The 13,557-nt window shown below is 45.0% G+C and carries 12 protein-coding genes and 1 other annotated feature; of the genes, 10 read left to right on the top strand and 2 right to left on the bottom strand.

Features of this window, described 5'->3' with window-relative positions; all coding sequences use genetic code 11:
* Nucleotides 1-66: 66 nt before the first annotated feature.
* Nucleotides 67-183: a sequence feature (Thr leader region), on the top strand.
* A 53-nt stretch (nucleotides 184-236) separates the two neighbouring features.
* From thrA to VCHENC03_RS02575, 4 genes are all read left to right on the top strand, one after another.
* Nucleotides 237-2,696: a bifunctional aspartate kinase/homoserine dehydrogenase I gene (thrA, locus tag VCHENC03_RS02560; protein ID WP_005434938.1), complete on the top strand. Its 2,460-nt coding sequence runs from the start codon at nucleotides 237-239 to the stop codon at nucleotides 2,694-2,696.
* A gap of 20 nt (nucleotides 2,697-2,716) precedes the next feature.
* Nucleotides 2,717-3,673, top strand: coding sequence for a homoserine kinase (thrB, locus tag VCHENC03_RS02565; protein WP_009707712.1), 957 nt, complete (start codon nucleotides 2,717-2,719; stop codon nucleotides 3,671-3,673).
* On the top strand, nucleotides 3,670-4,950 hold the full coding sequence (gene thrC, locus VCHENC03_RS02570; RefSeq protein ID WP_009707711.1) for a threonine synthase: 1,281 nt from the start codon (nucleotides 3,670-3,672) through the stop codon (nucleotides 4,948-4,950). Before thrB ends, thrC begins: the two co-directional genes overlap by 4 nt.
* Nucleotides 4,951-5,089: 139 nt before the next feature.
* Entirely contained in the window at nucleotides 5,090-5,749 is a 660-nt protein-coding gene (locus VCHENC03_RS02575; RefSeq protein ID WP_009707710.1) for an NADPH-dependent FMN reductase, read from the top strand.
* Nucleotides 5,750-5,859: 110 nt separating this feature from the next.
* Here the strand turns inward: VCHENC03_RS02575 and grcA are convergent, their stop codons facing one another.
* Nucleotides 5,860-6,237 (bottom strand): autonomous glycyl radical cofactor GrcA, encoded by a 378-nt coding sequence (gene grcA / locus VCHENC03_RS02580; RefSeq protein WP_005434930.1) that lies wholly within the window; start codon nucleotides 6,235-6,237, stop codon nucleotides 5,860-5,862.
* Nucleotides 6,238-6,563: 326 nt separating this feature from the next.
* On the opposite strand from grcA, the gene nfo reads away from it, so the two are divergent.
* The 3 genes from nfo to VCHENC03_RS02595 all read left to right on the top strand — a co-directional run bounded on the left by nfo (nucleotide 6,564) and on the right by VCHENC03_RS02595 (nucleotide 9,231).
* Nucleotides 6,564-7,451: a deoxyribonuclease IV gene (nfo, locus tag VCHENC03_RS02585; protein WP_009707709.1), complete on the top strand. Its 888-nt coding sequence runs from the start codon at nucleotides 6,564-6,566 to the stop codon at nucleotides 7,449-7,451.
* A gap of 404 nt (nucleotides 7,452-7,855) precedes the next feature.
* A complete protein-coding gene (gene ung, locus VCHENC03_RS02590) occupies nucleotides 7,856-8,536 on the top strand; it encodes a uracil-DNA glycosylase (RefSeq protein ID WP_009707708.1) in 681 nt (226 codons plus the stop codon).
* Nucleotides 8,537-8,679: 143 nt separating this feature from the next.
* A complete protein-coding gene (locus VCHENC03_RS02595; RefSeq protein ID WP_009707707.1) occupies nucleotides 8,680-9,231 on the top strand; it encodes a hemerythrin domain-containing protein in 552 nt (183 codons plus the stop codon).
* A gap of 229 nt (nucleotides 9,232-9,460) precedes the next feature.
* Here VCHENC03_RS02595 and VCHENC03_RS02600 read toward each other — a convergent pair whose 3' ends face one another.
* A complete protein-coding gene (locus tag VCHENC03_RS02600) occupies nucleotides 9,461-9,646 on the bottom strand; it encodes a DUF3545 family protein (protein ID WP_009707706.1) in 186 nt (61 codons plus the stop codon).
* Between the two features lie 722 nt (nucleotides 9,647-10,368).
* Here VCHENC03_RS02600 and VCHENC03_RS02605 point away from each other — a divergent pair.
* The 3 genes from VCHENC03_RS02605 to VCHENC03_RS02615 all read left to right on the top strand — a co-directional run bounded on the left by VCHENC03_RS02605 (nucleotide 10,369) and on the right by VCHENC03_RS02615 (nucleotide 13,531).
* Nucleotides 10,369-11,805: an alanine/glycine:cation symporter family protein gene (locus VCHENC03_RS02605; RefSeq protein WP_009707705.1), complete on the top strand. Its 1,437-nt coding sequence runs from the start codon at nucleotides 10,369-10,371 to the stop codon at nucleotides 11,803-11,805.
* A 110-nt stretch (nucleotides 11,806-11,915) separates the two neighbouring features.
* A complete protein-coding gene (gene yaaA / locus VCHENC03_RS02610) occupies nucleotides 11,916-12,692 on the top strand; it encodes a peroxide stress protein YaaA (RefSeq protein ID WP_009707704.1) in 777 nt (258 codons plus the stop codon).
* Between the two features lie 203 nt (nucleotides 12,693-12,895).
* The gene (locus VCHENC03_RS02615; protein ID WP_005434918.1) at nucleotides 12,896-13,531 is read left to right on the top strand and encodes an alternative oxidase; all 636 of its coding nucleotides are present in this window, start codon (nucleotides 12,896-12,898) and stop codon (nucleotides 13,529-13,531) included.
* Nucleotides 13,532-13,557 lie beyond the last annotated feature (26 nt).

The raw sequence follows: 13,557 nt of genomic DNA, 5'->3' as shown, positions 1-13,557 counted from the left end.
CGGTAAACGTAGAGTTAAGCAAACACATAATTATCGTTGAATATTTATTTATGACATCTCACAGCCAAGTAGTAATGACCACAACCATTATTATTACCGACACGACCAATGTTGGGGCAGGCTGCTGAGCGAAAGAAATTCACAAAAAAGGCCTGTATCCAACAAGATACAGGCCTTTTTTTATGCTTTTTTATACAGAATTTAGACAGATCTAAGAAGATACATCGGAGGAAGGGATGCGAGTATTAAAGTTTGGCGGTTCATCATTAGCAGATGCAGATCGCTTTTTGAGAGCGGCGGATATCATCGCCAATAATGCGCAACAAGAAGAAGTCGCAGTCGTACTTTCTGCACCAGGTAAAACGACCAATAAGCTGGTTGCGGTGATTGAAGGCGCACTCCGTAATGGTGAAGCTGAGCTGCAAATCAATGAGCTAGAAGCTTCTTTTAAAGCTCTGTTTGGTGATATTCAAGCAGTGTTGCCAAACATTGATGGCGCAGCGTTTGACAACCAAGTTAAAACGTCGCTTTCTCAGCTACGCCAGTTCGTTCATGGCATCAACCTTCTTGGCATGTGCCCAAATAACGTCAATGCACGCATCATCAGCAAAGGCGAACGCGTTTCGATTCAATTGATGAAGGCAGTGCTTGAAGCGAAAGGCCAACCTGCGCATCTTATCGACCCAGTCGAATACCTCTACGCTAAAGGCGATCACCTAGAAGCCATGGTCGATGTTGAAGTTTCTACTCAGAACTTCCGCCAGAATCCTCTTCCTCAAGGTCATGTGAACATCATGCCTGGTTTTACTGCCGGTAACGAGAAAGGTGAACTAGTTACACTAGGTCGTAATGGCTCAGACTACTCTGCGGCGGTTCTTGCGGCGTGTCTGCGCGCAGATTGCTGTGAGATCTGGACAGACGTTGATGGTGTGTACAACTGTGACCCTCGCTTAGTAGAAGACGCACGCCTGCTTAAATCGCTTAGCTATCAAGAAGCGATGGAGCTTTCTTACTTCGGTGCTTCCGTTCTGCACCCGAAAACCATCGCCCCAATCGCACAATTCCATATCCCATGCCTGATCAAAAACAGCTTTAACCCACAAGGCGCGGGTACGCTGATTGGTCAAGACACAGGCGAAGATAACCTAGCCATCAAAGGCATCACGACACTAAACGATCTGACAATGGTTAACGTGTCTGGCCCGGGTATGAAGGGCATGGTTGGCATGGCAAGCCGAGTATTCGGTGCAATGTCATCGGCGGGCGTGTCTATTGTGCTTATCACTCAATCTTCTTCTGAATACAGCATCAGTTTCTGTATCGAAGCTCAAGACAAGGCAAAAGCGCAGCAAGTGTTAGCGGATGCATTTGAGTTGGAATTGAAAGATGGCCTTCTTGAACCTGTCGATTTTATTGATGACGTTTCTATCGTGACGCTAGTGGGTGATGGTATGCGTACCTCTCGTGGTGTTGCATCTCGCTTCTTCTCATCTCTTGCAGAAGTGAACGTAAACATTGTGGCAATTGCACAGGGCTCATCTGAGCGTGCTATCTCAGCTGTGATTCCTGAAGACAAAATCTCTGAAGCAATCAAAGCGTGTCACGAGAACCTATTCAACTCTAAGCACTTCCTAGATGTCTTCGTGGTTGGTATTGGCGGCGTTGGTGGTGAGCTGGTGGATCAGATCGAGCGTCAACAGGCGAAGCTTGCAGAGAAAGGCATCGTGATCCGCGTGTGTGGATTGGCAAACAGCAAAGGTCTTCTGCTTGATAGTGAAGGTCTGCCTCTAGAGCATTGGCGTGACCGTATGTCGGCTTCAACTGAAGAATTCAGCCTAGCGCGCCTGATTTCACTGGTGCAACGTAATCACATCATTAACCCAGTGTTAGTTGACTGTACTTCAAGTGAGAGCATTGCAAATCAATACGCTGACTTCCTAGCTGCTGGCTTCCACGTCGTAACACCAAACAAAAAAGCAAACACAGCAAGCATGGCTTACTACCATCAACTTCGCGATGTAGCGCGCAGCTCTCGTCGTAAATTGATGTACGAAACAACCGTAGGCGCAGGCCTACCAGTTATCGAAAACCTACAAAACCTAATTTCAGCGGGTGATGAACTAGAGCGCTTCAGCGGCATCCTTTCTGGCTCTCTGTCATACATCTTTGGCAAATTAGATGAAGGCATGAGCCTAAGTGAAGCGACAAACATCGCGAAACAAAATGGCTTTACGGAACCGGATCCGCGTGACGATCTATCGGGTATGGATGTGGCGCGTAAGCTTCTGATCCTTGCTCGTGAAGCAGGCATGTCTCTAGAACTTGAAGACGTTGTGGTTGATCAAGCTCTGCCACCAGGCTTTGATGATTCAGGCAGCGTTGATGAGTTTATGGAACGCCTGCCAGAAGCGGATGCATACTTTAAAGAGCTGTCAGCTAAAGCAGCGGAAGAAGGCAAAGTACTGCGCTACGTGGGTGAAATCGTTGACGGTAAATGCACAGTAAGCATTGCTGCAGTCGATGAAAACGACCCGATGTTTAAGATTAAAGACGGTGAAAACGCACTGGCATTCTACAGCCGCTACTACCAACCAATTCCACTGGTATTGCGTGGTTACGGTGCGGGTACAGAGGTTACGGCTGCTGGCGTATTCTCGGATGTGATGCGTACTTTAGGTTGGAAGCTAGGGGTATAACAACAATGAGTTCAAGTGATATGGATGTAGTGGTTTATGCTCCTGCGTCAATTGGTAATGTAAGCGTTGGTTTCGACGTTCTGGGGGCGGCGGTGTCTCCAGTTGATGGCACACTATTGGGCGACCGAGTATTGGTTAAGTCCGGAGCTGATCCGTTCAGTCTAAAGACGGCGGGTGATTTTGTTGAGAAGCTGCCAACCGAGCCGAAAGAGAACATCGTTTACGATTGTTGGGTGGTGTTTGCTCGTGAGCTAGACAAAAAAGGTGTCGAGCTAAAACCACTTGAGATGACGCTAGAAAAGAACATGCCAATTGGCTCAGGTTTAGGCTCAAGTGCATGTTCTATCGTTGCGGCATTAGATGCATTGAACCGATTCCATGGACAGCCACTTAACGAGACAGAGTTACTGGCACTGATGGGAGAAATGGAAGGCAAGATCTCTGGTGGTATTCACTACGACAACGTCGCACCATGTTACCTTGGCGGTGTGCAATTGATGCTTGAAGAGTTGGGTATCATTAGTCAGGAAGTGCCTTGCTTTGATGATTGGTACTGGGTGATGGCGTATCCGGGTATCAAAGTATCCACAGCAGAAGCGCGTGAGATCCTACCATCTCAATACCGCCGACAAGATATCATTGCTCATGGTCGCCACCTTGCAGGCTTTATCCATGCGTGTCATTCTGGTCAGCCAGAACTTGCTGCAAAAATGATCAAAGACGTGATCGCAGAACCGTATCGTGAGAAACTGCTTCCGGGTTTTGCGAATGCACGTCAATACGCAGCGTCTGCGGGTGCATTGGCTACCGGTATTTCTGGCAGTGGGCCGACACTGTTCAGTATTTGCAAAGAGAAAGATGTCGCTGAGCGAGTTGCTCGCTGGTTAGAACAGAACTACGTACAAAACGAAGAAGGATTCGTCCACGTTTGTCGTCTAGATAAGCAGGGTTCGAAAGTAACAGGAAGTGAGCTATGAAGCTTTACAATATAAAAGAAAATGATGAACAAGTTTCCTTTGGCCAAGCCGTTCGCCAAGGGTTAGGTCGCAATCAAGGCCTATTTTTCCCATCGGAATTACCAAAATTTGAAGATATCGATGCGCTGCTTGCAGAAGACTTTGTCTCTCGTAGCACTAAGATTCTATCAGCGTTAATTGGCGATGAACTTGCAGAAGAGCAAGTGAATGCTCTTGTTGATGCTGCATTCCAATTCCCTGCGCCTATCAACCAAGTAAAAGACGGTGTTTACGCACTGGAACTGTTCCATGGTCCAACGCTTGCGTTTAAAGACTTTGGTGGTCGCTTTATGGCGCAATCTCTTGCTGCGGTTTCGGACGGCGGCAAGATCACCATTCTGACGGCAACGTCTGGCGATACTGGCGCAGCCGTTGCGCATGCTTTCTACGGTATGGAAGACATCAACGTTGTGATTCTTTACCCGAAAGGCAAAATCAGCCCGCTGCAAGAGAAGCTATTCTGTACGCTTGGTAAAAACATTCACACTGTTGCGATCGATGGTGACTTCGATGCGTGTCAGGCTCTGGTTAAGCAAGCTTTTGATGATTCTGCACTGCGTGAAGAGATCGGTCTGAACTCAGCAAACTCAATCAATATCAGCCGTTTGATGGCGCAAATCTGTTACTACTTTGAAGCAGCTGCGCAAATGAGCAAGCAAGAGCGTGAAAACCTAGTGGTATCAGTACCAAGTGGTAACTTTGGTAACCTAACTGCTGGTCTACTGGCAAAAGCGCTGGGTCTGCCTATCAAACGCTTTATCGCTGCAACGAATGCCAATGACACGGTTCCGCGTTACCTACAAACAGGTAAGTGGGAGCCAAAACCAACAGTTGCAACAACATCGAACGCGATGGACGTGAGCCAACCAAACAACTGGCCTCGTATTGAAGAGCTGTGTCGCGTGAAAAAGTGGGGCTTGGAGACGCTAGGTAAAGGTGCAGTATCTGATGAGCAAAGCGCACAGGCAGTAAAAGATTTATACGCCATGGGTTACCTGTGTGAACCGCACGGTGCGATTGCTTACCGCGTTCTTGAAGAACAATTGCAAGACGGTGAAACCGGTCTGTTCCTATGTACTGCTCACCCTGCGAAGTTCAAAGAAGTGGTGGATGATATTCTAGAATCCGACATCGAGCTTCCTGCACCACTAGCGAAGCACGCTGCGATGGAACTGCTATCGGAAGATCTCGACGCAGACTTTGACGCACTGAAGCAAGTACTGCGCCGCGTGCAGTAAGCTTCAAAGTATAGTCAGTATCAAAAACACAAATAACGAGAGGTGAATGAGCAATCATTCACCTTTTTTATTGCCGGTAAGTTTTAACTCTCTTTATGATTGAGAAACGAACTTAACTAAATGAGATGGAAAGAGAAGCATGCATTTTTTGATTTTTCTTGGTTCAGTGAGAGACAGCACGCCACCACGACCAGCCCGTTTAGGAATGCGAGTCAGTAGAGCGTGTGAAAAACTCATCGTGAGTCAGCATTCGCAACATACTGTCGAAATCATTGACCCATTGGACTATGACTTTGGCGATGTGTTTAAGCCCGAGTTTGCTTATCACCGCTCTAAAGTGCCTGAGCACCTAAGTGAGCTGGCGGATAAAATCAAACAGGCCGATGGGTATGTGATGGTTAGCCCGGAATACAACCATTCGATGAGTCCTGCCTTGGCAAACATGCTTAACCATTTTGGCAGTTCACTGTTTTCCTATAAGCCAAGTGCTATCGTGACCTACTCTGCTGGGCAATGGGGTGGTGCTCGTGCTGCAGTGTCGATGCGTACTTTCTTATCTGAGTTGGGCTGTTTACCTGTGTCTGCAATGATCCATATTCCGAAAGCACAAGAGGTGTTTGATGAACAGGGCGTTGCTGCGCATGAGTCGGAGCAGGTGCAGTGGGACAGCTATATGAATCGCACTATGCATCAATTGATTTGGTGGGCAGAAGGGGCCTCACTGCAAAGAGATAGGCTTGATCCAACCTCGTTGGCACAAGCATTTCAGAAAGATCCTTCGCAAAGGAATGCACCTTAGCGATAAGTCGCTTCTACTATCGGAAGGGTTTCGAAGGATCCAGAAACAAAAAAAGCTTGGTCATTGCTGACCAAGCTTTTTAAATTCTAGCAAGCTAGTTTACTGAGAAATTATAGAGACTCAGTAAAAGTACGAGCGATTACGTCACGTTGCTGTTCTGGAGTTAGCGAGTTGAAACGTACTGCGTAACCAGAAACACGGATAGTTAGCTGTGGGTAGTTCTCTGGGTGTGCAACTGCGTCTTCTAGAGTTTCACGCTTAAGAACGTTCACGTTTAGGTGTTGACCACCTTCGATGCGAGGAGCAGTTTCGATTGCTACTTCACGGCTTTCGTATTCACCTAGGTCGCTGATTGCGATAACTTGGTCAGCTTCGTAAGTTGATGCTGCTGCAACACAACGCGCTTCGTTCTTCTCGCTATCTAGTAGCCAGATTGAGTTTAGTAGTTCGTCGTTAGCTGCTTTAGTAATTTGGATACCTTGGATCATCACTATCTCCTAGACCACTTACGTGGTGATTATTGGTGTTAATTTTCGAATTTTTGTCGAGCTAAGTATTATATAGCCAATATCCATTATTTTAATATTGATTTAAGTCAAAAAACAACCAAAAACCTTAATTTTTTGAAGGTGATTTTCTTGAGTTAAATCAATAAAACGTTTGAAAACATACTATTTACAATTTATTTGATAATATAAAAAATATTTAAAAGTTAATTTTGTTGTAAATTTACTACAAAATGAGTTCAAAACTTAACCTTGTTTACGCAACTGCCTGTATTTAGGTAGCCATACTGAAAGTCTAAAGTGATTAAATGACAAACATGAAAAACAAGTTTGGAAACAAATTTATTGGTGCTCACGTATCTGCGGCTGGAGGGGTTGATCAAGCGCCTCTTCGTGCTCGTGAAATTGGTGCGAATGCGTTTGCTCTGTTTACTAAGAACCAACGTCAATGGGTTGCAAAACCACTCGAAGAAAAAGCCATTAGTGCGTTCAAAGCAAACTGCAAAATGCTTGGTTTCGGCGCCGAACACATTCTTCCCCATGACTCTTATTTGATTAACTTGGGCGCTCCAGAAGAAGAAAAGCTGAATAAATCCCGCGCGGCATTTATTGATGAGATGGAGCGTTGTAATCAACTTGGGTTAACGCTGCTGAACTTCCATCCTGGTAGTCATCTAAAGAAAGTTTCGGAACAAGAGTGCTTAGCGACGATCGCCGAGTCGATCAACCTCGCGCACAAAGCAGTGCCGAATGTGATCGCAGTGATTGAGAACACGGCAGGACAAGGCACTAACTTAGGCTGGAAGTTTGAGCATTTGGCTGAAATCATCGATCAAGTGGAAGACAAAGAACGTGTTGGTGTGTGTCTCGATACTTGCCACACGTTTACCGCAGGTTACGATCTGCGTACTAAAGAGGATTGCGAGTATACCTTTGCTGAGTTCGACCGTATCGTAGGCATGCACTATTTAAGAGCAATGCATCTAAATGATTCAAAAGTCGAATTCGCTAGCAAGGTTGACCGTCACCACTCATTAGGCAAAGGTGAGATCGGCTGGAGCTGTTTTGAGTACATCGCTAAAGATCCACGTTTTGATGGTATCCCTCTGATTTTAGAAACAATTGACCCAGATATTTGGCAGCAAGAAATCAACACCTTACGCCAATTCCATATTGAAGAGATGGTTAATTCCTAACGGGATGGCAAAGTTGGCATCCTTCTTTCTTAGCTAAAACCATTGAGCGGTTATGCGCTTGTTTTAAACGCCTGAACTCAACGTTGTAGTTAGGCGAAGCTAGTTAGGAGGATGACAATATGTCTCGACCAGTTTCTTTTATCCCAGCGACACACTCTCGACGAGTACTACGTTTACCTACCCCAAACCGCCATATCTCAGGACAAGGGCACTTTCGAACGCCGCAGCGTAATTAGCGTCATCATTATTAGTATTGGTTATTTTGGTTTTAGCCAAACCAGCAAGATCAACGCGCGTTGTCTGTGCATCAGTTTTTGATAAGCCGTCTCAAGCTGGTGGTAAGTTTTTGTTTGTTTGAGTTTCGCTCGTTAGAATAGAGGGAAACATTAGGACAGGAACTTTCCATGAATCAGTTACCCACTTGGCACGATGTGATCGGCGAAGAGAAAGAGCAGAGCTACTTTGTCGATACTTTGAATTTTGTTGAAGCAGAACGAGCGGCAGGCAAAGCCATTTATCCGCCAGCGAAAGATGTATTTAATGCGTTTCGTTTTACCGAGTTCAAAGACGTTAAAGTAGTGATTCTGGGGCAAGACCCTTACCATGGTCCTAATCAAGCGCATGGTTTGTGTTTCTCTGTGCTGCCTGGTATTAAAACGCCACCATCTTTGGTGAATATGTACAAAGAACTGGCGCAAGATATTGAGGGTTTCCAAATTCCTCAACATGGCTTTCTACAAAGCTGGGCTGAACAAGGGGTGTTGCTACTCAATACCGTATTAACAGTTGAGCAGGGCAAAGCACACTCACATTCGAAAACCGGCTGGGAAACCTTTACTGACCGCGTTATTGAAGCCATTAACCAGCATCAAGAAGGTGTGGTGTTCCTGCTGTGGGGCTCACATGCGCAGAAGAAAGGTCGTTTTATCGATCGCAATAAACACCATGTCTTGGCAGCGCCGCATCCATCGCCGTTATCGGCGCATCGTGGATTCTTTGGTAGTAAGCCATTCTCGCAAGCGAACCAGATTCTGCTTCAGCAAGGTAAAGAAGCCATCAATTGGCATTTACCTATGACGGTGTAAATCTCAATTTCCTTCTTATATATAGAGAAATAAATCAGTACAGCGATCGTGGGAAGACGATCGCTGTTTTTTTGAACACCGTCGAGTCAGGTATTGGGTTTCTCATATACACTTATAAAAAGTAGGTGTTAAGGAGAGACGCTATGATGATCGAAAGAATTCGACGCGAACACGGCTATATGGTCCGTCTGCTGGCGATATTGCGCCACAAATTAAATGAGATTAAACAAGAACGCGCCATCAACTATGCGTTGGTGAGTGAGATCGTGGATTACCTCTCTAACCATTCTGAAAAAATTCACCACCCTAAAGAAGATATCCTCTATCACTATTTCCTCGAACATTATGGTCAGCAGAAGACCATGGAAGACTTGGAGTTAGAACATCAAGTGCTGGCGAGCAAAACCAAAGAGTTCTCACTGTTGATAGAGATGATCTTGCAGGATGCGGTTGTCCCTCAAGAAATGTTCATAAACCAGCTAGAAGACTTTATTGTGACGCAAAAACGCCACCTTGAGTTAGAAGAGCGCCAGATTTTACCTTTGATTGAAGAGTTATTTACTTCCCAAGATTGGCAATACGTTGAAAGCTTGTGGCATGAGAATGAAGATGACCCAGTCTTTGGTAACACCATCGCGGATCGATATAAACAACTTGCCGCTCGAGTGCATCAAAACGATGTTGAGTTCGTCTAAACCAGAAAAATGGCAAAGTAAACGATTGCGTTTGTGTGGTTTATTTTGCCGCTTTCTTATTTGGTGAGAATTGTTTGGAAATTACTTCGTTACAAATATGAGTGAAAACAGAGGGAAATTCTCAATAGGTAAGAATGGGTGACATGCTTATGAAACTCGCATAAAAGTCACCCAATTTTGCCGTATCTATAAAAGACAAAAGGCACCATTGAGGTGCCTTTTGCGCAAATTATAGTTTGATGTCATCCAGAGTGATGTCGTGACAGACGTCCAGTTCACGCAGCTCCTTGAGCAAGTTGCGTCTATCGTTCATTTCTTCAATTTCTCGCCACTTACGCTTCACTGGTTTAGCGCGAGATTTGCTTGTTGAGGTAGTATCCAGACCAAACAGGTCGTCGAGTTGAAAGCCTTCCATAAGCCACCTTTACCTTTTTCTATCTAAACTGTTGTAACCAGTCCTTGTGGAGCTTTTTTAGTACCACAATAGGCGTGAGGATAACCATGATATATTTCGCATTTGTGTCGGTAACATGACATTTTCGTGCAAAAATACTTACAGAATCACATTTTGCATGCGTTGAAAATGCACAAAAAATAAGCGAACGATCTCACGAAAACGATTAAATGAAGAGATTTGGTATGTTAATTCGAACGGCTTATTTTACTCAATTTTTGAATACTAAGGTTGCATAGCATCGCTTTGATGAAAATGTATCCAATGGTAACAAACCAACACAGGAAATTTTTATCAGATACCTTGTGATTACTAGCCTCATCAAAAATAAATGGTATGCCATTTCGTTAACAGTGTTAGTGCTTTTTATGTTGAGTTTTGATAAACAAGATGTTGCTGTTTGTGAGCGTTAAGTTTTCCTTTTATGTTAACTTTTGGTGACTTTATAGTGAAAAATAACAAGGTTATTTTACTGATTGCATATTGATTTTTGCTTGTCGAGGCTGCATTATCCGCCCGTCAAAAAATACGCTGGTACGTAAAATGGATGCATGAAGCGACGTTTACGATTCTAGATTGCGCAATAAACATTATTCAAAAAGCTAAGCAGACTTTGACACTTAGCATGCAATCTGGTGGATGGCTCGGAAGCAAAGACCGGCGCAACTCACTTTGAGGTACACATGACAGACTTAATCAATTTGATGAACGACCTCCTTTGGGGCTCGATTCTTGTTTATCTTCTTGTTGGTGTAGGAATCTACTTCACCGTTCGATTGGGATTCATTCAATTCCGCCATTTCGGCCACATGTTCTCTGTTCTAAAGAACAGTCGTAAAGCAGACAAAGCTGGTATCTCTTCTTTCCAAGCGCTTTGTACTAGTCTTGCTGCACGTGTTGGTACGGGTAACATGGCGGGTGTTGCAGTTGCACTGACTGCGGGTGGCCCTGGTGCAATCTTCTGGATGTGGTTGATTGCGATGCTTGGTATGGCGACGTCGTTTGCAGAAAGCACACTGGCGCAGCTATACAAAACCAAAGATGATGATGGCAACTACCGCGGTGGTCCTGCTTACTACATGGAAAAAGGCTTGGGCATGCGCTGGATGGGCGTGTTGTTCTCAATTTTCCTAATCATCGCTTTTGGTTTGGTATTTAACGCCGTTCAAGCAAACTCTATCGCGAATGCAATGAGCAACGCATTTGGTTGGGATGACCTTTACGTAGGTATCGCAGTTGTTGCTTTGTCCGCTGTCGTTATCTTTGGTGGTATTAAGCGTATCGCGAAAGTTGCTGAGTTGGTTGTTCCTGTAATGGCTCTGGCTTACCTCGTTCTTGCGATGTTCGTGATGCTTTCTAACTTAGAGAAGCTACCAGACGTTCTAATGCTTATCTTCAAGAGCGCATTCGGCCTGCAAGAAGCGGCTGCTGGTGGTCTTGGCTATGCCATCGCACAAGCGATGATCAACGGCATCAAACGTGGTCTATTCTCGAACGAAGCGGGTATGGGTTCTGCGCCAAACGCGGCAGCATCAGCAACGCCTTACCCACCACACCCAGCATCTCAAGGTTATGTACAGATGCTAGGCGTGTTCATGGATACGATTGTTATTTGTTCGGCGACAGTTGCTATCATCCTGATGTCAGGTGAGTACGTAGGTCAAGCAACAGAAGTGACGGGTATTGAGCTAACTCAGCGTGCATTGAGCTCGCAAGTGGGTGATTGGGGCGGCATCTTTGTTGCGGTTGCGATCTTCTTCTTCGCATTCACCTCAATCATTGCTAACTACTCGTACGCTGAAACAAACCTAATCTTCCTAGAGCACAACCACAAAGCAGGCCTAGGTATCTTCCGTATCGTTGTACTAGGTATGGTTATGTTTGGTGCGCTAGCTTCTCTACCTGTGGTTTGGTCACTTGCTGACGTCTCTATGGGTCTGATGGCGATTGTGAACTTGGTAGCAATCATCTTGCTATCTGGCATCGTGATTAAACTGGCGAAAGACTACAACCGTCAGTTAAGTGAAGGCAAAGTGCCAACGTTTGATCCGAATGACTTCCCTGAGCTGAAATCTCAGCTAGAGGAAGGTATCTGGGATAACAACAAGAAAGATAGCTAATTGATGTCCAATCATCGTTGAAAGCTATCAACACGATTCAAAAAGCCATGCAGACAATGCATGGCTTTTTTTGTACCCTAATGGAAAACAAAATTAGGGAAGTTAAAGTCATGCTTATCGTCGTTTCTCCAGCTAAAACGCTTGATTACGAGTCTCCACTTGCAACCGAGAAGTTTACTCAACCAGACTTGGTTAGCTATTCAAAAGAGCTGATCGAGGTATGCCGTAAATTAACACCTGCCGATGTTTCATCACTGATGAAAGTGAGCGACAAAATCGCTGATTTGAACGTTGGTCGTTTCCAAGAGTGGAGTGAAACCTTCACTACCGATAATGCGCGCCAAGCGATTCTTGCGTTTAAAGGTGATGTGTACACTGGTCTTGAAGCGGAAACTCTTTCTGATGCCGATTTCGATTACGCGCAAGATCATCTACGAATGCTATCTGGCCTTTACGGTCTGCTTAAGCCGCTTGATTTGATGCAGCCATACCGTCTTGAGATGGGCACTAAGCTAGCAAACGACAAGGGCACTAACCTTTACCAGTTCTGGGGCAATGTCATTACCGATAAGTTGAATGAAGCGATTGCTGCGCAAGGCGACAACGTACTGATCAACCTAGCATCGAACGAATACTTCAAAGCGGTGAAGCCAAAGAACTTGGATGCACAAGTGATCACGCCAATCTTTAAAGATTGTAAGAATGGTCAATACAAGGTGATCAGCTTCTACGCGAAGAAAGCGCGCGGCATGATGGCTCGCTACATCATCGAAAACCGTATCGAAAGCGTTGCTGACCTCACTAAGTTTGATGTTGCGGGTTACTACTTCGTTGAAGAAGAGTCGACACCAACTGACTTGGTGTTCAAACGAGAAGAGCAAAACTGATTGAAGTAAGTCAATCGCGAGTGGATGACTCAGCGAAGTAAAGTACGCCAAAAAGCCGGATAGTTATCCGGCTTTTTTTATACCTGTTCGATCTGATCTCAAGCGAAGTTTTTACATAAAAAGTTTATATCTTAAAAAATAGTTGAGTAATAAAGTTTAAAGTTGTATTTTAAATGCAACTTTAAAAATAAAGGAGTTCTCCTATGTCAGACTTCAAGCTCACACACAAAAAAGCCTCTAAGTTATCGGAGTACATTGCACTGCGTATTACCAAGTTGCTGAAATTCACTCTGAACATCTTTTATGGCAAGAAATACGCGAAGCGCGCTGTGATTCTCGAAACGATCGCCGCCGTGCCAGGGATGGTGGCCGGGATGTTCAATCACCTTAAAGCGCTGCGTCGAATGAAAGACGATGAAGGTTGGATCCGAGAACTCCTCGATGAGGCAGAAAACGAGCGCATGCACCTAATGATTTTCCTCGACATTGCCAAGCCAAGTTTGGTTGAGCGTTTGTTGGTGTTGTTGGGACAAGGGGTTTTCATTGTTGTGTACAGCTTCATCTATCTGCTGTCTTCTAAAATCGCGCACCGTGTGGTGGGTTACTTCGAAGAAGAAGCATGTAATAGCTACACTGAGTACCTAGAGAAAATTGATAGCGGGGAAGTGGAGAACGTACCAGCTCCGACTCTGGCGATTGATTACTACAAGCTGCCTGCCGATGCGATGCTAAGAGATGTGATTTTGCGGATTCGAGAGGATGAAGCAGGGCACCGTGACCGTAACCATGGCTTCGCGGATGCCTATGAAGACAAAACTCTTCCAGCTCATCAGTTATAGATGAAAAACAAAAAGAGCCGCGATTG

Origin of the sequence: Vibrio sp. HENC-03 (assembly GCF_000305755.2) — a bacterium.
GTDB lineage: Bacteria > Pseudomonadota > Gammaproteobacteria > Enterobacterales > Vibrionaceae > Vibrio > Vibrio owensii.
This window is presented reverse-complemented; position numbering and strand designations above follow the sequence as displayed.